General features: G+C 70.6%; 20 protein-coding genes. 14 read left to right on the top strand and 6 right to left on the bottom strand.

The window, feature by feature from the left end:
- Positions 1-55 precede the first annotated feature (55 nt).
- From AC5L36_RS11910 to AC5L36_RS11880, 7 genes are all read left to right on the top strand, one after another.
- The gene (locus tag AC5L36_RS11910) at positions 56-286 is read left to right on the top strand and encodes a hypothetical protein (protein WP_441215517.1); all 231 of its coding nucleotides are present in this window, start codon (positions 56-58) and stop codon (positions 284-286) included.
- Between the two features lie 25 nt (positions 287-311).
- Complete coding sequence (locus tag AC5L36_RS11905) at positions 312-542, top strand: hypothetical protein (RefSeq protein ID WP_441215516.1); 231 nt, start codon at positions 312-314, stop codon at positions 540-542.
- A 74-nt stretch (positions 543-616) separates the two neighbouring features.
- Positions 617-1,165, top strand: coding sequence for a peroxiredoxin family protein (locus AC5L36_RS11900; RefSeq protein ID WP_494908009.1), 549 nt, complete (start codon positions 617-619; stop codon positions 1,163-1,165).
- Positions 1,162-3,006 (top strand): ABC transporter ATP-binding protein, encoded by a 1,845-nt coding sequence (locus AC5L36_RS11895; RefSeq protein ID WP_441215514.1) that lies wholly within the window; start codon positions 1,162-1,164, stop codon positions 3,004-3,006. The genes AC5L36_RS11900 and AC5L36_RS11895 overlap by 4 nt, the downstream gene beginning before the upstream one ends.
- Positions 3,003-3,407, top strand: coding sequence for a S24/S26 family peptidase (locus tag AC5L36_RS11890; RefSeq protein WP_441215513.1), 405 nt, complete (start codon positions 3,003-3,005; stop codon positions 3,405-3,407). Before AC5L36_RS11895 ends, AC5L36_RS11890 begins: the two co-directional genes overlap by 4 nt.
- Positions 3,408-3,409: 2 nt before the next feature.
- Positions 3,410-3,925 (top strand): MauE/DoxX family redox-associated membrane protein, encoded by a 516-nt coding sequence (locus tag AC5L36_RS11885; protein ID WP_441215854.1) that lies wholly within the window; start codon positions 3,410-3,412, stop codon positions 3,923-3,925.
- Positions 3,926-4,413: 488 nt separating this feature from the next.
- The gene (locus tag AC5L36_RS11880; protein ID WP_494908001.1) at positions 4,414-4,701 is read left to right on the top strand and encodes a hypothetical protein; all 288 of its coding nucleotides are present in this window, start codon (positions 4,414-4,416) and stop codon (positions 4,699-4,701) included.
- 102 nt (positions 4,702-4,803) lie between these two features.
- On the opposite strand, the gene AC5L36_RS11875 is transcribed toward AC5L36_RS11880, so the two are convergent.
- Positions 4,804-5,421 (bottom strand): TetR/AcrR family transcriptional regulator, encoded by a 618-nt coding sequence (locus AC5L36_RS11875; RefSeq protein WP_441215511.1) that lies wholly within the window; start codon positions 5,419-5,421, stop codon positions 4,804-4,806.
- A 109-nt stretch (positions 5,422-5,530) separates the two neighbouring features.
- Between AC5L36_RS11875 and AC5L36_RS11870 the strand changes: the two genes are divergently transcribed.
- Positions 5,531-7,735: an MMPL family transporter gene (locus AC5L36_RS11870; protein WP_441215510.1), complete on the top strand. Its 2,205-nt coding sequence runs from the start codon at positions 5,531-5,533 to the stop codon at positions 7,733-7,735.
- 12 nt (positions 7,736-7,747) lie between these two features.
- Here AC5L36_RS11870 and AC5L36_RS11865 read toward each other — a convergent pair whose 3' ends face one another.
- From AC5L36_RS11865 to AC5L36_RS11850, 4 genes are read right to left on the bottom strand one after another with little or no spacing between them, the layout of a single operon-like run.
- A complete protein-coding gene (locus tag AC5L36_RS11865; protein ID WP_441215509.1) occupies positions 7,748-8,071 on the bottom strand; it encodes a Rieske (2Fe-2S) protein in 324 nt (107 codons plus the stop codon).
- On the bottom strand, positions 8,068-10,539 hold the full coding sequence (gene nirB, locus AC5L36_RS11860) for a nitrite reductase large subunit NirB (protein ID WP_441215508.1): 2,472 nt from the start codon (positions 10,537-10,539) through the stop codon (positions 8,068-8,070). Before nirB ends, AC5L36_RS11865 begins: the two co-directional genes overlap by 4 nt.
- On the bottom strand, positions 10,540-10,887 hold the full coding sequence (locus tag AC5L36_RS11855; RefSeq protein WP_441215507.1) for a molybdopterin oxidoreductase: 348 nt from the start codon (positions 10,885-10,887) through the stop codon (positions 10,540-10,542). It abuts the gene before it with no gap.
- A 1-nt stretch (position 10,888) separates the two neighbouring features.
- Positions 10,889-13,030 carry a molybdopterin oxidoreductase family protein gene (locus tag AC5L36_RS11850; protein ID WP_441215506.1) on the bottom strand — a complete coding sequence of 714 codons (2,142 nt, stop codon included), beginning with the start codon at positions 13,028-13,030 and terminating at the stop codon, positions 10,889-10,891.
- Positions 13,031-13,602: 572 nt separating this feature from the next.
- Here AC5L36_RS11850 and AC5L36_RS11845 point away from each other — a divergent pair.
- Entirely contained in the window at positions 13,603-14,373 is a 771-nt protein-coding gene (locus AC5L36_RS11845) for a transglutaminase-like domain-containing protein (RefSeq protein WP_494907993.1), read from the top strand.
- Between the two features lie 256 nt (positions 14,374-14,629).
- On the opposite strand, the gene AC5L36_RS11840 is transcribed toward AC5L36_RS11845, so the two are convergent.
- Positions 14,630-15,313: a TetR/AcrR family transcriptional regulator gene (locus AC5L36_RS11840; RefSeq protein WP_441215504.1), complete on the bottom strand. Its 684-nt coding sequence runs from the start codon at positions 15,311-15,313 to the stop codon at positions 14,630-14,632.
- Between the two features lie 94 nt (positions 15,314-15,407).
- Here AC5L36_RS11840 and AC5L36_RS11835 point away from each other — a divergent pair, with 94 nt between their 5' ends.
- From AC5L36_RS11835 to AC5L36_RS11815, 5 genes are all read left to right on the top strand, one after another.
- Positions 15,408-15,797 (top strand): YybH family protein, encoded by a 390-nt coding sequence (locus tag AC5L36_RS11835; RefSeq protein WP_441215503.1) that lies wholly within the window; start codon positions 15,408-15,410, stop codon positions 15,795-15,797.
- 473 nt (positions 15,798-16,270) lie between these two features.
- Entirely contained in the window at positions 16,271-16,720 is a 450-nt protein-coding gene (locus AC5L36_RS11830; RefSeq protein WP_441215502.1) for an STAS domain-containing protein, read from the top strand.
- A 220-nt stretch (positions 16,721-16,940) separates the two neighbouring features.
- On the top strand, positions 16,941-18,077 hold the full coding sequence (locus tag AC5L36_RS11825; protein ID WP_441215501.1) for a hypothetical protein: 1,137 nt from the start codon (positions 16,941-16,943) through the stop codon (positions 18,075-18,077).
- 79 nt (positions 18,078-18,156) lie between these two features.
- A complete protein-coding gene (locus AC5L36_RS11820) occupies positions 18,157-18,459 on the top strand; it encodes an ArsR/SmtB family transcription factor (protein WP_441215500.1) in 303 nt (100 codons plus the stop codon).
- Entirely contained in the window at positions 18,456-18,761 is a 306-nt protein-coding gene (locus AC5L36_RS11815) for a hypothetical protein (protein ID WP_441215499.1), read from the top strand. Before AC5L36_RS11820 ends, AC5L36_RS11815 begins: the two co-directional genes overlap by 4 nt.
- The last annotated feature ends 82 nt before the right edge of the window (positions 18,762-18,843 follow it).

The following is an 18,843-nucleotide window of genomic DNA, read 5'->3' as shown; positions in this document are numbered from 1 at the left end:
TTGTGAGGCGTCGCGGGCGGTTCACTATGGGCACCCGATTGGAAGGGAGTAACCCATGACCGCTCTGCTAAACCGGCTGGGCGACCGCCTGCTCGGTGCGGTACTGCCGCGGGCCACCGCGTCGGCGTGCTTCGTCGAGCGAGAACGGTGCTACCTGGTGAAGCAGGAGTGTTACGGCGGCACGGCGTGCACCGCGTGGTGGCAGTGCCACAACAGCCAGGACGGGGCGTTCTGCTACGTCGATCCGCCGGGCAGCTACGACTACAGCTACGGCGGCTGCTGCTAGCGGTCCCGATCCGAAAGGAGTTCACATGACCGCTCTGTTGAACCGGCTGGGCGATCGCCTGCTCGGTGCCGTGCTGCCGCGGGCGACCGCGTCGGCCTGCACCGTCTGGGCCAACCAGTGCCGCGCGGTGTACCAGGAGTGTTACGCCGGCGCGACCTGCACCACCTGGTACCAGTGCCACAACAACGTCGACGGGGCGTACTGCCACGTCGACGCGCCGGGCAGCTACGACTACAACTACCGCGGCTGCTGCTAGTCAGCGATCAGGTGGCGGCCGTCCTGTATCGGATGGCCGCCACCGTCTCATCGGAGTGTCGGAAAGGGGCGATGGTGTATCTGTTGACCGCCGCGGTGGTGCTGCTCGCCGCTCTGGTGTTGCTCAACATGTCGGTGACCGCTGCCATGGTTCGGCGGCTGGGCCGTGTCGAGGAAAGCCGCCAGCAGCCACCCGATCTCGGCGGCCTTCCGGTCGGCGCCGAGGTGCCGGCCTTCGAGGCGGCGGCGGTCGACGGCGACCTGTTGACGACGGACGCGCTGGCCGGCCGGCGAACGGTGGTGGCCTTCTACTCGACGAGCTGCGAGGGTTGCCGCGCGCAGGCGCCGCGGTTCGCCGACGAGGCCAAGACGCTCGCCGCCGAGGGTACGCAGGTGCTTTCCGTACTCCTGCTGATGGGCAACACGCGCGAAGGCGAGGGCGCGGACGGCCTGCGGGACCTGCTGGCCGGCGCGGGCCACCTGGTGGTCGAGGACGGCGTCGGCGCGCTGGCCACCAGCTTCGAAGCCCGCGCGACCCCGTCGTACTTCGCCGTCGGGCCGGACCGGCGGGTCAGCGGCAAGGGGCTCACGCTCGCCGAGTGTCTGGCTGGCAGCCCGTCATGACGGGACCGGGCGCGGGCACCGGATCGTTGCGGGCGTTCGGCCACGCCGTTGGCATCTGCGTACGGGCCGCGCCCGGCTTCGCGGTGCTGAGGCTGGTGGCCAGCCTCGTCGCCGGCCTCGGCCCGGTGGCGGTGGCTTGGCTCACCAAGGTGGTGCTCGACGCGCTCGCGGCCTCGGGGGGACAGAGCATCCGGCCCGTCGCCGCCCTCGCCGCGGTGGTCGGCTTGCTCGCCGTCGTTGGTCACTTCATGCGGTACGTCGACCGTGAGATCGGCCGCCGGGTCATCGCGTACACGCAGGACCGGTTGTTTCGCGCGGTCAGCGAGCTGCGACTGCCGGAGATGGAGAACCCGGCGGTGCACGACCGCCTGCGCCTCGCCCAGCAGGCGAGCAGCGTGGGCCCGCAGCAGCTGACGAACGCGGTGCTCGCCATCGCGCAGGTGACGTTGACGGTCGGCGGGTTCGTGGTCAGCCTCGCCGCCATCTCGCCGTTCGTGGTCGCACTTGTCGCCGCGTCCGCCGCGCCAAGCCTGTACGCGCAGCTCTCGCTGGCCCGCGACCGCAGCAGCATGATGCTGACGACCAGCCCGCGCTTGCGGCGGCAGGCGTTCTACTATGGACTGCTGCTGGACCTGCGAGCGGCCAAGGAGATCCGGCTGTTCGGGCTCGGTGACTTCCTGCGTGGCCGGATGCTGACCGAGCTACGCGGCGCGCAAGCCGGCGAGCGGCGAGTCGACCGCCGGACCGTGCGCGTGGACACGCTCTTCGCCACGCTGACCGCGGGGGTGTCCGCCGTCGCGCTGCTCGTCGGGGCGGCCCAGATCGCCGCCGGCGGCTCGGTCGGAGACTTCAGCGTGCTGATCGCGGCGCTCACTGGCGTGCAGGGCGGCCTTGCCGGCATCGTCGGCCAGATCGCCATGGTGCACCAGACGCTGATCCTGTTCGGACACTACGTGGACGTGGTCGGCCGGGAGGCCCGGCCGGCACAGCGCCCGCCGGCCGCGGCGGTCACCGCCGTGCCGCTGCGGCGAGGGATCGAGCTGCACGACGTGTGGTTTCGTTATCACCCCAGCCACGACTGGGTCCTGCGCGGTCTGAGCCTGACCATCCCACATGGACAGTCCACCGCCCTGGTCGGGCTCAACGGCGCCGGTAAGTCCACCCTCGTCAAGCTGCTGTGCCTGCTCTACGAGCCGCAACGCGGCCGGATCACGTGGGACGGCGTGGACATCCGCGAGATGGACCCCGCGCAGGTGCGGCGCCGCATCGCCGTGGTCTTCCAGGACTACATGACGTACGACCTCTCCGCCGCGGACAACATCGGCGTCGGCAACCTCGACGCACTCGGCGACGAGCCGCGGGTACGTGAGGCCGCGGCCTTCGCCGGCGTCCACCAGACGCTGGCCAGCCTGCCCATGGGCTACGACACGACCTTGAGCCGCACGTTCGTGAATCTGCCCACGGACGGCGGCAAGAGGGAGGCGCCGGAGGTGGGCGTGCCACTGTCCGGCGGGCAATGGCAACGGGTGGCGCTGGCGCGGGCGGTCCTGCGCGACGACGCCGACCTGCTGATCCTGGACGAGCCGTCCGCGGGGCTCGACGTGGAGGCGGAGGCCGCCGTCCACGCCAAATTCCAGGATCTGCGGGAACGGCGGACCAGCCTGCTGATCTCGCATCGGATGAACACCATCCGCACCGCGGACCGGATCGTCGTCCTCGACAACGGCCGGATCGTCGAAGAAGGCAGCCACGACGAGCTGATGCTGGCCGACGCTCGGTACGCGGCGCTGTTCCGGACCCAGGCCAGCGGATACCAGATCGCCGTCGGAGGTGAACGATGAAGGAGCTGGCGTGGCTCGCGCCCGCCCTGCTCGCGTGCGGCTGCGCACTCCTGGCGCGGCGCACCCTCGTCGTCGTCACGGTCATCGGCACCAGCATGGTGCCCACCTACCGGCCGGGCGACCGGGTGCTGGTCCGGCGCACCAGCCGGGTAAGGCGTGGCCAAGTGGTGGTGGCGCGGCCGCCAGGCTTCCTGAGCCTCGTCATCAAGCGGATCGCGGCGGTCGCCGGCAACGAGGTGCCGCCGGCGGTGCGACCGGCGACGGCCGTGCCGACCGTTCCACATGGGACGGTGGTACTGATCGGAGACAGTCCTGGCAGCACCGACTCGCGGGTGTGGGGTCCGGTCGCGGTCGAGAACGTCGTCGGCGTTGTCGTGGCACGGTTGGGCGGTGCCGCGTGACCATGTACGCGCAGCTGTGGTGCCAGGCGGTGATCGCCGGGGTGTTCCTTCTCGCGGTATCGGCGAAGGCGCGCCGCCCCGCCGAGTGGGTGTCCTCTGTGGACGCGATGGGTATCGTGCCGGCGAAGTGGACGCGGCTGGTGGCGCACGCTGTGCTCGTTTCCGAAGCGGCCACGGTGATTCTCGTGGCGACGCCGCCGACCGCACCGATTGGCTTGACGAGCGCCGCGGCGCTGCTGTCGATCTTCACCGCGGGCATCGCGCGCACGTTGAGACGCGGCAACCGTATGGCGTGCCACTGCTTCGGCGCGTCCACGACGCCGCTGGGCTTGCCACACGTGATGCGCAATCTAATCTTGCTCGCGCTGTGTGGCCTCGGATTGGTGACAGCCGTGAGCGGAGCCGGCACGCCGCCGGACGCGGCGGGAGTCGCGCTCGCCCTCGCCGCTGGCGCCGTGACCGCCCTCTTCATCTCCCGCATGGCTGACATCGCCTCCATGGTCGTGGCGTCCCGGTAGTAGAGAGCTTTCGGAGTTGGGGTTACGCGCGTGGCGGCGCTCCGGCAGATTTTTCCCGGTCCGTGTCAGTTGGAGACCGTACGCTCCCGCGGGGACCGTTCCCGGCCGGCGGCTCGCGGGGCGAGCCGATCCCCGGCCGTCCACTGCCAGGTCCGCGAGACAAACAGTGACCGTCGCGGCGGCCCGACGGGGTGAGGGCGACCGGCGGCGGACGGGTGAGGCCGCGGGAGCAGCGGTCTGGACCACGACGGACGTCGCGGTAGCTCAAATCTTTGTCCTAAAAGGAACTTAGCGGTTCGGCCACCTCGACTCCGAAAAGGCTCAAGATGGCACCGTTTCACAGCCGCTGTGGCGGTGGAGCGCGTGAGCAGGGGCGAAAGGTTTGTGAGAGCCATGTGAAACCCCTGTTTGCCGATACTTTCCTGGTCCGAAAGACAACGTGGTGGAAGGAAACGGTCTTGATGCGAGCGACGAGAAACGTTGTGGCGGTGATCGGCGGTCTCCTGGTCGGGCTGACCGCGGTCCTGGCATTCGGGGGGCCGGCCGCCGCCTCCGGCACGCTCACCCGGGCGGGCGACCATGCCGTCACGGCAGAGGCGCCCGGGCCGGCGCCCGCACAGCGGGCCGCTCAGGAAGGTGAGTGGCGCTACTCGGACTTTTACTTGACGGCGTTCTGGTGCGAGCAGGACCGCGGTCTCATGGCCGCGTTCTTCGAGACCGATGGGTGCTACTACGCCTCCGGCCTCGGCTACTACTTCTGGTACTACGTCCCGTAGCCCCCTGATCAAGGCGCCCTCCTGGTAACCCGCGGTTACTAGGAGGGCGCCGATCTGTGTGACGATGCCCGGTACGTGCGTTCGGCCGTTGACCCAGTCGGGTCAACGGCTTCGGTCGATTGGGGCGATGTAGCCGTGGAGCGCCTTCTTGAGCTCGCCGGTCAGCGCTTGGCGTTCGGCGCCTTTCGCGGCCACGATGGGCGGCATCATGGCGGCGACGATCCGCACCGCCACCATGGCGGTGAGGCTCTGTTCGGCGGCGGTCAGCGTGGGGATGCGGGCCTGGAGGATGGCCGCCACTCTGCTGACCACCGCCTCGTGTAGCGGCCGGGTCGCCGCTCGCAGGTCGGCTGGCATGTCGGTGTTCGCGAGCAGGACCTTCGCGCCCGGGTTGGCCACGTTGAACGAGATCAGCGGGTCGACGATCTTGTCGATGAGCTGGTCCAGCGTCAGCTCGGTGACCTGGGCGAGGTCGAACGCGGCGGCGTGCGCCGCCCGCATCTGCTCCACCACGCGGGTGGCGAGCGCCTCGGCGATCGCGTCCTTGTTCGGGAAGAACTGGTAGAGCGAACCGGGGGAGATGCCGGCGCGGGCGGCGATGGCGTTGGTGCTGGTCCGCTCGTAGCCGTGCTCGGCGAAAAGGGCCAGCGCCGCGTCGAGGATGTCGGCGATCCGCTGCCGCCCTCGCGCCTGACGCTTGACGGGACGCGTCTCGGTCACCTGTCTCCCTCCTCACGGTCCTGACAGGCTTGACGAATACGAGAGGTCGCTCGTATTGTCAAAATGCGGGCGACCGCTCGTGTTCTGAGCCTAGCAGGGGGAACGGCACATGACTGGACTGCACCGCCTCGGCGCGTTCGTCGCCAGGCGCCGGCGTCTCACGCTGGCCACCGGCCTGGTCGTGACCCTGGTGTTCGCAGTCTTCGGCGCCGGTGCGTTGGGTGCCATGGTGCTCAGCCGCTGGGAGGCGCCCGGCACCGAGTCGGTCCAGGCCCAGCAGCTGCTGCGAGACTTCGACACCGGCAACGCCAACCTGATCCTGCTGGTCACCGCCCGCACCGGCACGGTGGAGAGCGCCCCGGTCCGCGCCGCCGGTCAAGCGCTCGCCGACGACCTGCGGAGCCGGCCGCTGGTCGGCGACGTGTGGTCGTACTGGTCCGAGGGCGACGACCCGATGCTGCGCGGCACGGACGGCCGGCAGGCGCTGGTGCTGGCGCACATCGAGGGCGACGCCACCACCGCCCGCGCGGAGATCAGGGAGCGGCTACTGCCGGCGTTCACGCGCACCGGCGGCACGATCGACGTCCGCGTCGCCGGCGGGGAAGCCGCGTCCGCCCAGATCAGCGAGCAAGCGGCGGCCGACTTCCTACGGGCAGAGATGATGATCATCCCGCTGATGTTCCTGCTCCTGTTCGCGCTCTATCGCCGGGCCCGGCTGGCCCTGCTCACCTTGGGCATCGGGTTGTTCGCCGTGTTCGGCACCCTGGCCGGGCTCCGGCTGCTGGCCAGCGTGACCGAGGTGTCGACCTTCGCCGCCAACATCACGCTGGTCATGGGGGTCGGTCTCGGCGTCGACTACAGCCTGTTCGTCATCGCGCGGTTCCGCGAGGAGCTGGGCGCCGGCGCACGCGTGCCCGACGCGGTCGCGACGACGGTCCGCACCGCCGGCCGCACCGTCATCTTCAGCGGGCTCACCGTCGCCGCGTCCCTGGCGGCGCTGCTCGTCTTCCCGTACTCGTTCCTGCGCTCGTTCGCCTACGCCGGCGTCCTTGTCGTCGCGATGGCGGTCATCGGCTCACTCACCCTGCTGCCCGCCGCGCTCGCCGCCATCGGCCCGCGCGCGGTGCGGCGCGGCTCGGCGCCCGTCGGGGACAGCGGGCTGCGCTGGCACCGCTTCGGTGCCCGGGTTATGCGCCGGCCACTGCTCTTCGCCACGGCCGGGCTGGTCTTCGTCGCGGTGCTGGCCGCACCCGCGCTCGGGCTACGGATCGGCCTGCCGGACGATCGAGTGTTGCCGCCGTCGGCGTCCACCCGGCAGGCGTACGACCAACTGCGGGCCAACTTCGCCACGGAGGCGAACGACGCCATCCACATCGTCGCCGCGACCGGGCGGCCCGCCGCCGCGGCCGGGTACGCCGGTGAGCTGTCCCGCATCGACGGCATCGCCCAGGTCAACTCGGCGGCCGGCGTCTTCGTCGACGGCGCGCTGATCCGCCCGGCGCCCAACCCCGAGCGGCTGACGAGCGCGGGCGGCACCCGCCTGGAGGCGATCCCCACCCGCGAGGTGCTCGCCGGCACCGACGTCGCCGGCCTGGTCGAGAGGATCCGCGCCACACCATCACCGTTCGAAGGGGCACTCGTCGGCGGGTACCCGGCCGAGCTGACCGACTTCCGGTCCACATTGATGGATCGCGTGCCGCTGGTCGGCACGCTGATCCTGACGGTCACATTCGTGCTGCTGTTTCTGATGTCCGGCAGCCTGCTCATCCCGGTCAAGGCCACCGTGCTGAACCTGCTCAGCCTCTCGGTCATGTTCGGCGCGCTCGTGTTCGTCTTCCAGGAAGGGGCGTTCTCCTCGCTGCTCGGCTTCACGCCGATCGGCACGCTGGATCCCGCCTTCCCGATCCTGATGTTCTGCGTCGCATATGGACTGTCCATGGACTACGAGGTGTTCATGCTGTCCCGCATCAAGGAGCGGTACGAGGCCACCGGCGACAACACCCGCGCGGTCCTGGAAGGGCTCCAACGCAGCGCTCCCTTGATCACCTCCGCGGCCCTGGTCCTGGCGATGTCGTTCTCCCTCTACGCCACCGGCAGGGTCATGTACCTCCAGATGATCGGCGTCGGCGTCGCGATCGCGATCCTCGTCGACGCGACCGTCATCCGCGCCATCCTGGTGCCCGCCCTCATGCGCCTCGCCGGACGGGCGAACTGGTGGGCCCCCGCTCGGCTGCGCCGGTTTCAACGACGCGTCGACCCGCACGCGACCAGCCCCGTCCGGCGCGGCAGCCGCGAAAGCCAAGCAGCCCGATAACCGTCGGCTCACTCAGGCGGGGACGCCGATCACCAGTTCGCCGTCGTCGTCGACGCGGACGGGGTACACGGTGAGGGGTGGTTGGCCGGTCTTGGAGCAGCCGGTCGCCAGGTCGAAGATGTGCTGATGCAGCGGGCAGATGACGACCTCGGCGTCGGCGAGCCCATCGGCGATCGGGCCGCCGGCGTGCGGGCAGACGGCCGAGACCGCCCGCAGCGTGCCGTCGCGCAGCCGGAAGACCGCCACCATGTCGCCGCCGATCGCGTACGCGCGGCCTTCGCCGACCGGCAGCTCCGTGACGGGCCCGACCCGGTACTCCACCAGGTGGGCGGTCATGGCGTGCCCCCGTCTCGGACCGGCACCCGGGGCAGCGGCAGCAACGGGAGGGCGGTGCGGAACTGGCCGGGCGTGGACGGCTCGGTGCCCTCCTTCCACGGGTCCTTGTAAGCGCCCACCGCCGCGGCCATCCGCTCGTCGAGGCCGGCGGCGAGCCCCTCGCTGTCGTCGACGATCAGGGCGCGGAGGCGGTCGATGCCGACGCGGGGGACGAAGGAGTAGGTGCGTTCCAGCCAGTTGGCGTTCTCGCGGTAGTACTGAAGGAAGCGGCCGGTGAGGGCAACGACATCGTCGGGACTGTCCACAGTGGCTAGCAGATCGCCTTTGCGGACGTGGGCGCCGGCCGCCCCACCGACGTAGATCTCCCACCGCCCGCCCTCGATCGCGACCACGCCGAGGTCCTTGACGTACGCCTCGGCGCAGTTGCGCGGGCAGCCGGTGACCGCGAGCTTCATCTTGGCCGGGCTTTCCAGGCCCTGGAAACGGGACTCGATGGCGATGCCGAGCGCCGTGGAGTCGCCCACGCCGAAGCGGCAGAACTCGCTGCCGACGCAGGTTTTCACGGTGCGCATGCTCTTGCCGTACGCGTACCCGGAAGGCATGTCGAGGTCGGCCCACACCTTGGGCAGGTCCTCTTTGCGGATGCCGAGCAGGTCGATGCGCTGTCCGCCGGTGAGCTTGACCATCGGCACCTGGTACTTGTCGGCCACGTCGGCTATGCGGCGTAGCTGGTCGGGGGTGGTGACGCCGCCCTTCATCTGAGGTACCACCGAGAAGGTGCCGTCGCGCTGGATGTTCGCGTGTACGCGGTCGTTGATGAAGCGGGCGCCGCGCTCGTCCTGGTACTCCTCGCCCCACATCATCCGTAGCAGCGAGACCAGGCCCATCTTGCTCTTGGCGTCCTCGTGGCCGCCGGCCAGCGCGTCGAAGACCGCGGACACGCTCTTGAGACCCCGCGCGCGGATCGCCGCCATCAGCGCCGGCTTGTCCAGGGGTACGCCAGGGACGTACCAGGTGGCGGACGGGTCCTCCTCGACGGCGCCGCCGGCCGCCCACTCCACGATCTGTGCCACGAGCGACCTACACGAGCCGCAGCCCTTGCCGGCCCGGGTGGCGTCCATCACCCCGCCGACCGTTTTGACGCCACTGTGGACGGTCGTTACGAGGTCACCCTTGCTGACGCCGTTGCAGTTGCACACCTGCGCGCCGTCGTCCAGCTCCGCGGCCGACTCCTCGGCCGGTGGCCCACCGAGGTCGAAGAGCAGCCGTACCCGCTCCTCCGGCAGCGGCAGGCCACGGTCGAACGCCTGCATGAGGAAGCCCACCTTGGCTACGTCACCGAGCAGCGTCGCGCCGACCAGCCGGTCGTCGCGGATGATGACGCTCTTGTAGACGCCGCGCCGCGGCTCGGCGAAGACCACGAACTCGTCGTCCTCCCGTTCCGGAGTCGTGACGCCCATCGCGGCCACGTCGACGCCGGCCACCTTCAGCTTCGTGGCGGTCCGCGAGCCGTGGTACGCCGCGGTGCGGTCCCGCCCGGTGACCTGGTCGGCGAGCACTTTGGCCTGCTCCCACAGCGGCGCGACGAGGCCGTACGTCTGGCCGCGGTGCTGCACGCACTCGCCGACCGCGTAGATGTGCGGCTCGTCGAGCACCCGCATGTGGTCGTCGACCAGGATCGCCCGCTCCACCGGCAGCCCGCTCAGCGCGGCCACCTCCACGTTGGGCCGGATGCCGGCGGCCACGACGACCATGTCGCAGCGAACGGTGCGGCCGTCGGCGAGCCGTACCCCCTCGACCCGGTCCTTGCCCACGACCGCGGTGGTGCGCGTCCCGACCTCGACGGCGATGCCGAGGCTTTCCACGCTGCGCCGCAGGATCGTGCCGGCCTGCGCGTCGAGCTGTGCGTTCATCAGCGTGTCCGCCGAGTGCAGGAGCGTGACCTGGACGCCGTACTGCTGTAGCCCGCGCGCCGCCTCCAGCCCGAGCAGGCCGCCGCCGATGACCACCGCCCGCTCGTGGTCGCGGGCGTACCGGATCATCGCGCGGGTGTCGTCGATCGTGCGGAACGTGAACACGCCCTGGTGGTAGCCGCGCCGGGGATGGTGCATCCCTTCGATGGGCGGCACGTAAGGGCGGCTGCCGGTTGCGATGACGAGCTTGTCGTACGGGGTCGTCGAGCCGTCCGCGGCGCGCACCACGCGGGCGAACCGGTCGATCCGCTCTACGCGTACGCTGGCCCGGAGCGCGATGCCGTTCTCCTCGTACCAGGGCAGGCTGTTGAGGAAGATGTCGGCCTCGTCCTCCACACCGGACAGCACATTGGACAGCAGGATGCGGTTGTAGTTGCCGTAGGGCTCCTCGCCGAACATCGTGATGGCGAACTGCTCCCGGCCGCCCCGTTCGAGGATTTCCTCGACGGTGCGGGCGCCGGCCATGCCGTTGCCGATGACCACCAGCCGCTCCATTCAGACCTCCACGAGCCCGAGATCGACCACGACGGCGCCACCGACGCCCTCCGGCGCGGCCAGGTGCAGCTCGATGACCGTGCCGCTGTCCAGGTCCTCGACCACCCGCAGCGCCACGTGCACCTCGCTCTTCGCGCCGATGGGGAAGTACCGCATCGGTGTGCCGTCGCGGATCAGCACCACGTAGATCAGCTCGCCGGTGGTATTGCCACCGCGGAAGTAGACCGGCTGGGTGACCACGCCGTCCGGGACGGTGTACGCGAGTGCGGCGTCGATCGGGAAGGGGGACTCGATCCCCTTGCCCTGGAACGGGAAGACCCCTTGCAGGAACTTCGATGTGGACTGCACGTCAGCTGTCCCTTCTGGACGGCGGTGGATGCGTGGGTGGTGGTGTGGCGGGCGAGCGGTCGTCGGGCCCGCCGATCCGGCGCACCGCGACGGCGCAGGACTTGAACGCGGGCATTTTCGAGTGGCGGTCGAGCGTCGGGTCGGTCAACGCGTTCGCGCTGGCCAGCCCGCCCCAGTGGAAGGGTGCGAAGACGGTGTCGGGCCGGATCGTGTCGGTCAGGTAGGCGCGGAAGACGGCGGTGCCGCGGCGGGTGCGCAGCTGGACCAGGTCCGCGGCGCCGATACCGAGCCGGCGGGCCAGGTCGGGGTGGATCTCCACCCTCGGGTCGTCCGCGGTCAGCCGCAGCGAGCGGGACCGGCGGGTCTGGTTGCCGCTCTGGTACTGCTGCATGATGCGGCCGGTGGTGAGCACGTACGGGTACTCCGCATCGGGCGGCTCGGCCGGCTCGCGGTGGTCCACCCGGATGAACCGGGCCCGCCCGTCCGCGGTGGCGAACCGTTCGGCGAAGAGCCGCGGTGTGCCCGGGTGGTCGGGTGCCGGGCAGGGCCAGAAGACGCCCTGCTCTGCTTCGATCCGCTCGTACGAGATGCCCGCGTAGTCGGCGGTCCCGCCCGCGCTGGCCCGGCGCAGCTCCTCGAAGACGGTGCGCGGGTCGGCCGAGAACCGGCCGGGTGCCTCCAGCCGCTCGGCGAGCGCGGCGAGCAGCGCCAGGTCGTCGAGCACTCCTTCCGGCGGCGCCAGCACGCGCTTGCGCCGGATGACCCGCCCCTCCAGGTTGGTCATCGTGCCCTCCTCCTCGGCCCACTGGGCGGTGGGCAGGACGACGTCGGCCAGCGCCGCCGTGTCGGAGAGGAACATGTCGGAGACGGCCAGGAAGTCCAGAGCGGACAGGCGGGCGCGAACCCGGTTGCGGTCCGGGGCGGAGACGACGATGTTCGAGGCGAGCACCAGCAGCGCGCGTACCCCGCCGGGCGTGCCGAGCCGGTCGAGCATCTCCATCGCGGAGACGCCCGGGCCGGGCAGGTCCGCCGGATCCACACCCCAGACGCCGGCGACGTGCGCGCGGGCGGCCGGGTCGTCGATGCGCCGGTAGCCGGGTAGCTGGTCGGCCTTCTGCCCGTGCTCCCGCCCGCCTTGCCCGTTGCCCTGGCCGGTGACCGTCCCGTACCCGGAGTACGGACGTCCCGGCAGGCCCAGGGCGAGGGCCAGGTTGATGTAGGCCTGCGTGGTGTCGGTGCCGTTGCTGTGCTGCTCGGCGCCGCGCGCGGTCAGGATCATCGCGGACGGCGCGGTGGCCAGCAGCTGCACGGTGCGGCGCAGCAGCGCCTCGCTCACCCCGGTGACCCGCTCCACCCGGTCCGGCCACCAGGCGGCCACCGCCGCGCGTACCGTGTCGAAGCCTGTGGTGCGGCCGTCCACATAGGCCTTGTCCACGTGGCCTTCGCGGATCGCGATGTGCAGCAGCCCGTTGGCCAGTGCCAGGTCGGTGCCGGGGGTCGGCTGGAGGTGCAGCGTGCCGCCCCGCGCGGTGGCCGAGCGGCGCGGGTCGACCACGATGTGCGCCGCGCCGCGAGCCCGCCCCGCGTCGAAGTACTGCATCGCCGGCGGCATCGTATCCGCAGGGTTGCTGCCCACCAGCAACACGGCATCGGCCTCGGCGATATCGGCCAGTGGAAACGGCAGCCCCCGGTCGATGCCGAACGCGCGGTTGGCCGCCGTCGCCGCCGAGGACATGCAGAACCGGCCGTTGTAGTCGATATGCGGCGTCCGCAGCGCCACCCGCGCGAACTTGCCCAGCTGGTACGCCTTCTCGTTGGTCAGCCCGCCGCCGCCGAAGCAGCCGACGGCTGCCGGCCCGTACGCCCGCTGCGCACGCCGGATCGCGGCGGTGACGCGGTGGAGCGCCTCGTCCCAGCTCGTCGGCCGGAACGGGCCGGACCGGTCGTCGCGGACCAGCGGTGTGGTCAGCCGGTCGGGGTGGTCCAGCAGCTCCGGTGCGCTCCAACCCTTGGCGCACAGGCCACCCCGGTTGGTCGGAAACTCAGTCGGCTCGATGGCCGGAGCACGGCGCGGCTCGACCCGCATCCGCACGCCGCACTGCAACGAGCAGTACGGGCAATGCGTCTCGACCCGCGCGCCCATCCCGTGACGATCGCGACCGCACGTTACCGGCGTATGCCGCCGCCGTTACACCGCAGTCGCCAAGTGCTACCAAGGGCAGAAGGAGTGGCCGACCCGTTCCGATAGTTGGCGTCCGCCAGCTCGGGCCTGGTGGGCGCTTCTCCCCTTCGCCATGTATACTACCTCCGTCCACTATGGAACTTCGTCCTGGCTCACGGTGCCGGCGCGGGCCCTGCCTCGAGCGGGCGAGTACGGTTAGCCTTTCAGGAGTGGTACCCCAACCCGCCGGCTCGCGTTTCGCAGCGGGCGGCGCTCTTCGCCTTGTTAGCTTGCATTGGAGCCGAAATGACCAGTGAGGCAGTACGTGATCCCGCCCCGGAGGCGTCCGGATCATACGGAGATCTTTTCCTGCCGGCGCCGACCGCCGAGACGTCGGCGCAGCGGCGGGCCGTGCCGGACGCGGGCGAGGCCGCGATGGTGCGACTGCGGACACCTTTCGATGTCGGTCCGGTCGATGCGGCCGAACCCCGCGGGTGAGCCTGCCGGACCGGGATGGCCAGGCGAGTCGTGTCGGTTGCACGCTCGCCCTTGACGTGGCCACACCGGCCACCGTCGTGATCCAGATCGCGGTCGCCCGCCGGCACGGGGCCACGATCAGCGAGCGTCTCGAGATCGTCAACAACACGGTTCCGATGCCCGCTCAGGAACTGGTTGGAGCGGTCGGGGGTCGGCAGCACCTGTTCCACGTCCAGCCGGGGACCGTGACCGTCGGCTACGAGGCGACAGTCGCCGCCGGCGCTGGAACGCCTGCACCGGTGACCGATGAGGAGCGGGTGGAGGCCCTACGCCCGAGCCGGTATTGCCCGTCGGACCGGCTGGCTGGCCTGGCGCAGAGCCACTTCGGCGAACTGCCCACGGCCCTGGAGCGAGTGCGGGCGATCCATGACTACGTGTGGCGGCACGTCGGGTACGTGTCCGAATCGAGCGGCCCGACCACGGACGCGGTGGACACGCTGATGTCCGCTCGCGGCGTCTGCCGTGACTTCGCCCATCTGGTGGCCGCGCTGTGCCGGGCGGTTGACGTGCCCGCGCGGATCGCTTCCGTTTACGCCCCTGGCCTTGACCCGATGGATTTCCACGCCGTGGTGGAGGCCGAGATCGATGGCCGCTGGCAGGTGTGGGATGCCACGCGGTTGGCACCTCGCCCGGCCCTGGTCCGCATCGCCACGGGCAGGGACGCCGCCGACACCGCGTTCACCACGGTGACGGGCGGTCGCGCCGAGCTGCGCAGTCTGGAGATCAACGCGGTAGCCGCCGGCGAACTCCCGTTGGACGACCACGTGCGCCTCGCCGCCCTCGGCTGATTCTCGACCAGCAGTCCGGCCATGGATCCGGGCAGCGGCAGCACCCCACACCGGCGGTCGATTGACCAGGCACCGCCGGCCGCCGGGCGCGCGGCGCCTGGCCGCTCACGCAGGCGGTTGCCCCCTTCTTCTCGTCGCAGATCAGCGGGCGGCGTGGCGTGCGCCAGACACTACGGGGCGGTCGTCGGCCGAGCCGGCCGGTGGGTTCGACCCCTTTCGGCGCGCGGATAACAGCACGATCGGAAGCGCTGGTGATCTATGACGGCTGAGGGGTCCCCGCCGGCCGCTCCCACCGTCCGGAGAGCAACGCGGCATCGGGTGGCCCACCGGGAAGCTGGTGGGGTGCGCCGGCGCGGAGGCCATCGAGGGCGATGGCGTTGATGCGGGCGCGTGCGTGCCTGGCCGTGTCGATGAGGTCGGTGCGGCCCTGCCGGCGCAGCTGGTCGATCATTGGCGACTTTCCGAGCTGCTCGATCAGCAGGTGCAGGTCGGTCCTGGTGACGTCGGGGCGCAGCACACCGGCCGTGTGCGCGCGGCTGATGAGCGCGTCGACGGCTTCGTCGCAGCGCCGGTTTTTCTCGGTGATTTCGTCGGTGATCTCGATTGTGCCGGCGATCGCGCCGAGCGACCCCTGGCCGATGTCGATCCCGGCCAGGACGTAGTGCGCGAGCCCGTCCCACGGGTCGTCGTGGGCCAGACCCGCCTCTGCCGCGGCGAGCCAGCGGTCTAGCCCGATCACGACCAGCCGCTGAAAGAGCTCCTCCTTAGTTCGGTATCGCCGGTAGAGGCTGCCGATGCCCACGCCGGCCCGCGCGGCGATCGTGGCCACCGACGCGTGCACGCCGTCGACGGCGACGACCTCGCGTGCGGCTTCGAGCAGCGCACGGTCGTTGGCTTCGGCCTCGGCCTGCCGGTGGGTACGTCGGGTGGGCCTGCTCACGTCCGCATCATACGCATTGCGGAGCACTTCGCTCCGGCGTACTGTTCCGAGTGCGGAGCAAATCACTCCGCAACTGAAATCCCGGGGAGTCCCGATGACCGACCAGCAGGATCTGACCGCCATCCGCGACCTTGTCGCCGCCGTCGACCGGCACCAGAGCGACGTCGAGGAGTTCGTCGCACTGCACCACCCCGACCTGGTACTGGTGAACATCGCCGGGCGCCGCGTCCTCGGAAGGGAGGCGCTGCGCGAGGCGATGACAGCCGGGCTGAAGAGCCCGATGGCCAAGGTGTTCACCCGTCTGGAAATCGAGGACATCCGCTTCATTCGTCCCGACGTCGCGCTGGTGAGCTGTGCCAAGTACGTCTCCGACGAGCGCGGCGAAGGATCCGCCGTGCCGACGAGGGGCAGCCTCACGTTCACCGTGGTGCGCGAGCCCGCCGGCTGGAAAATCGCTGTCGCACAGACGACGCCGGTGCCGTAGGTCCTGACCAGGCAGCGACGCACCCGAACGCCGGGTCGGCACTGGCGCCGAGCAGGTCAACATCGCCTTGGTGGGGATCGCGGGGTGGCGCCGGCAACCCGGCGGACTGGTGCCTAGCCTCGACCGATCCGCTGCGGTGGACATCGAAGCGATCAGCGAATACGACAACGGGGTCTCGCTCACTTCGGACAGATCAACACATAGAGAAACCTCGATGTCCTTCCAGATGGTCGTGCCCGACCTGTTCCGCTGCCAGCCGCGCAGTGCCGCGGGGTTGGCGCAGGACACAGAAGGCTCCCTGCGCGAACACTCCTGGGGTAGCCTGCGGGGTAGCTGCGCCGCACCGATGTGCGCGGCTCATCGAGCCCGCAACCACCAGCCGCAGTTTCGGGTGGTTGCCTCCCCGGCCACGGGCCCAGCCCTCGCCCGCTCACCACGCAATCCCCGTACGGCAGTTGGGCCGGAGGTTCATCATGGCCACCACGTTTTCGCCCGGGACCGCGTTTACCCAGCTCCACCTCGACACCAGTTGGCCATCACCGTCCACGGCGCTGGTCGCCGTGGCCGGCGAGGTCGACCTGGCAACCGCTTACGTGCTCCGCGACCGGCTGCTCGGCCTCCTGCACGAGCACGGCCCCGCTGTGCTTGACGTCGACCTGGCCGGGGTGAGCTTTCTGGATTGCACCGGCATCGGCGCGCTCGTCGCCGTCCGCAACGCCGCCGTCCGGGCCGGACGCCGGGTGTGGATCACCCATCCGCAACCGATAGTCCGCCGCGTGCTGGAGGTGACTGGGCTGCTTGGCCTGTTCACCGCCCCGATCGACCGGTCCCTGCCCATGTCGACCGGCTCTGAAAACCAGTCCCGGACCGGCCCCGCCGCCGCGACCGCGACTGATCCGCCCGGCATGCTGGCCACCGCCTGACGCACGCACCACCGGCGCCCGATCGGCTGCCCCCGGCAACGACGGTGCCCTCGCCGACTCGGTTCAGGCTGTCAAAGCCCAGCTATGCGGGCTGTCCGGCCGTCCGCAGAATCGATCGCGCCCACTCGCGTCCGCCGCGGCAACACCCCCGACCCGCTACACCAGGACAGCGCGTCATACGCGGCCGGCCGGTCGCAGACGTGGCGGCTACGGTTTTTGCGTGGTGGTGCACCGACAGAGTGGACCGGTGCCGGAGCCGTCACGGTGGCGGCCCCGGCAGTCGGTTCGTGGCGTGCTGGGGCTGGTCGCTGCCGTGGGCGCGGCCGGAGTGCTGGTGGCGCAGGTGCCGGACCGGCTCCGTTCGCCGCGCCCTCGGCCGCCTGCCGCGGAGGTGGTGTGGCCGCATGCCCAGCGCGCGCAAGTGCCTGGTGTGCTGTCTGACGGCGCGCTCTACAGCCCGGTCTACTTCCTGGACGAGCGGGTCTCGGTCGGTACCGCGTCCGATCCGGGCGGCGGTGAGGTGCGTCTGGTGGTGCGGGGAGCTGACGGGGCGGTCCATGTGCTGCGCCGGCTCCCGACGGCGGTGGCCCCGCGGTACGCCGGCTTCACCCCCGCCGGCGGGCAGCTGGTCTGGGCCGAGTCGGTCACCGGCCGGGACGGCACAGTGCGGACCGAGCTGTGGCGGGCAGGTCTGCCTGGTGGGACGCCGCGGAAGATTACCGGGGACACCGGCCGGGTGGCGTTCTTCGGCTCGGACTACGACATCGTCGTCGAGTCCGGCCGGCTGTACTGGACGGCGGAGGCACCCGGCGGCCAGGAAGCCACCGAGGTACGGTCGGTGCCGGTCGGCGGTGGCCGGGTTGAGGTGCGCACGGAGCCTGGTACGTGGACGCTGTCCGGCTGGCCGTGGCTGGCCAGCGCCGGCAGTAGTGGTCGGGCTCGGCTGCGCAGTATGGACACCGCGCAGGTGGTTACCGTCGACGCCGCCGGCGACATGCTGGACAGATGCGGGCCCGGCTGGTGCCGGGTGTTCGTCTTGTCCGGCGACGGCCCTGTTCGGAGCGAGCTGATACGGGTGGACGGCTCGCAGCGGCGGCGGGTGGCCGACGACGGCGCTACCGCCGCGATCGTCGACGTGGCGGTGCTGGACCGGTTCGAGGTGCTCTTGGCGGGCTCGAGCACGGTCGTCGCCGCGAACGGTGGACGGCGGCTGCTCGTCTACGACCTGAAGGTACGGCGGCTGATCAGCGTGGCCGACGCGGTGGCCAGGGTGTTCTACCGGGGCGGGGTGCTGTGGTGGTCCACCGCCATAGGAGAGAGCATCGCCTGGCACACGCTCGACCTGCGCACCGTGTGACCACGTGTCCGCTGATCAGTCGCCGGACTTCGCAGCTCACGGACTTTGTATGCTTCATTGCGCATGCGACTATGTATCGGTGACAGAGGCGTCGCTGGATCGTTACGAGGAGGTGGGGGCCCTGTTTCGGGTGCTGGCCTCGCCGGTCCGGGTGGCGATCGTGGACCTGCTGGCCGACCAGGAACACCTCGTGCACCAGTTGGTGGCGGCGACCGGGTTGGCGCAGCCGCTGGTGTCGCAGCACCTGAAGGTGCTGCGGGACGCACGGCTGGTGCGGCGGGTCCGAAGGGGGAGGGAGATGGCGTACGCGTTGCGCGATGCCCATGTGGCGCACATCGTGCGTGATGCCATCGCCCACGTGAAGGAGGAAAACCAGAGATGACGACCGCGACCGAACACCGCCCGCACACTGGGCACGAGCACACCCACGCCGGCGACTGTGGACATGCCAGCGTGCGGCACGGTGACCATGTCGACTACCTGCACGACGGCCACGTGCACCACAGTCACGGCGACCACTACGACGAGTGCAGCGTCCAGGGCGTGCACGTGCAGGCCGAGGCGCACGAGCACACCCATGCCGACGGCTGCGGGCACGACGCCGTGACACACGAAGACCACGTGGACTACGTGCATGACGGGCACCGCCACGCCGTACACGGGGAACACTACGACGAACACTGATCCGCCTTCGGGTGGTATAGCGGGACGGGGTCGACCGGGTCGGCCCCGTCCCGCTTTTCGCTGCCTGCGTCACAGATCTCGT

The organism is Phytohabitans sp. LZ39, assembly GCF_059359075.1.
Note: the sequence above shows the minus strand (reverse complement) of the source record. Positions and strands in the feature narration are given on the sequence as shown.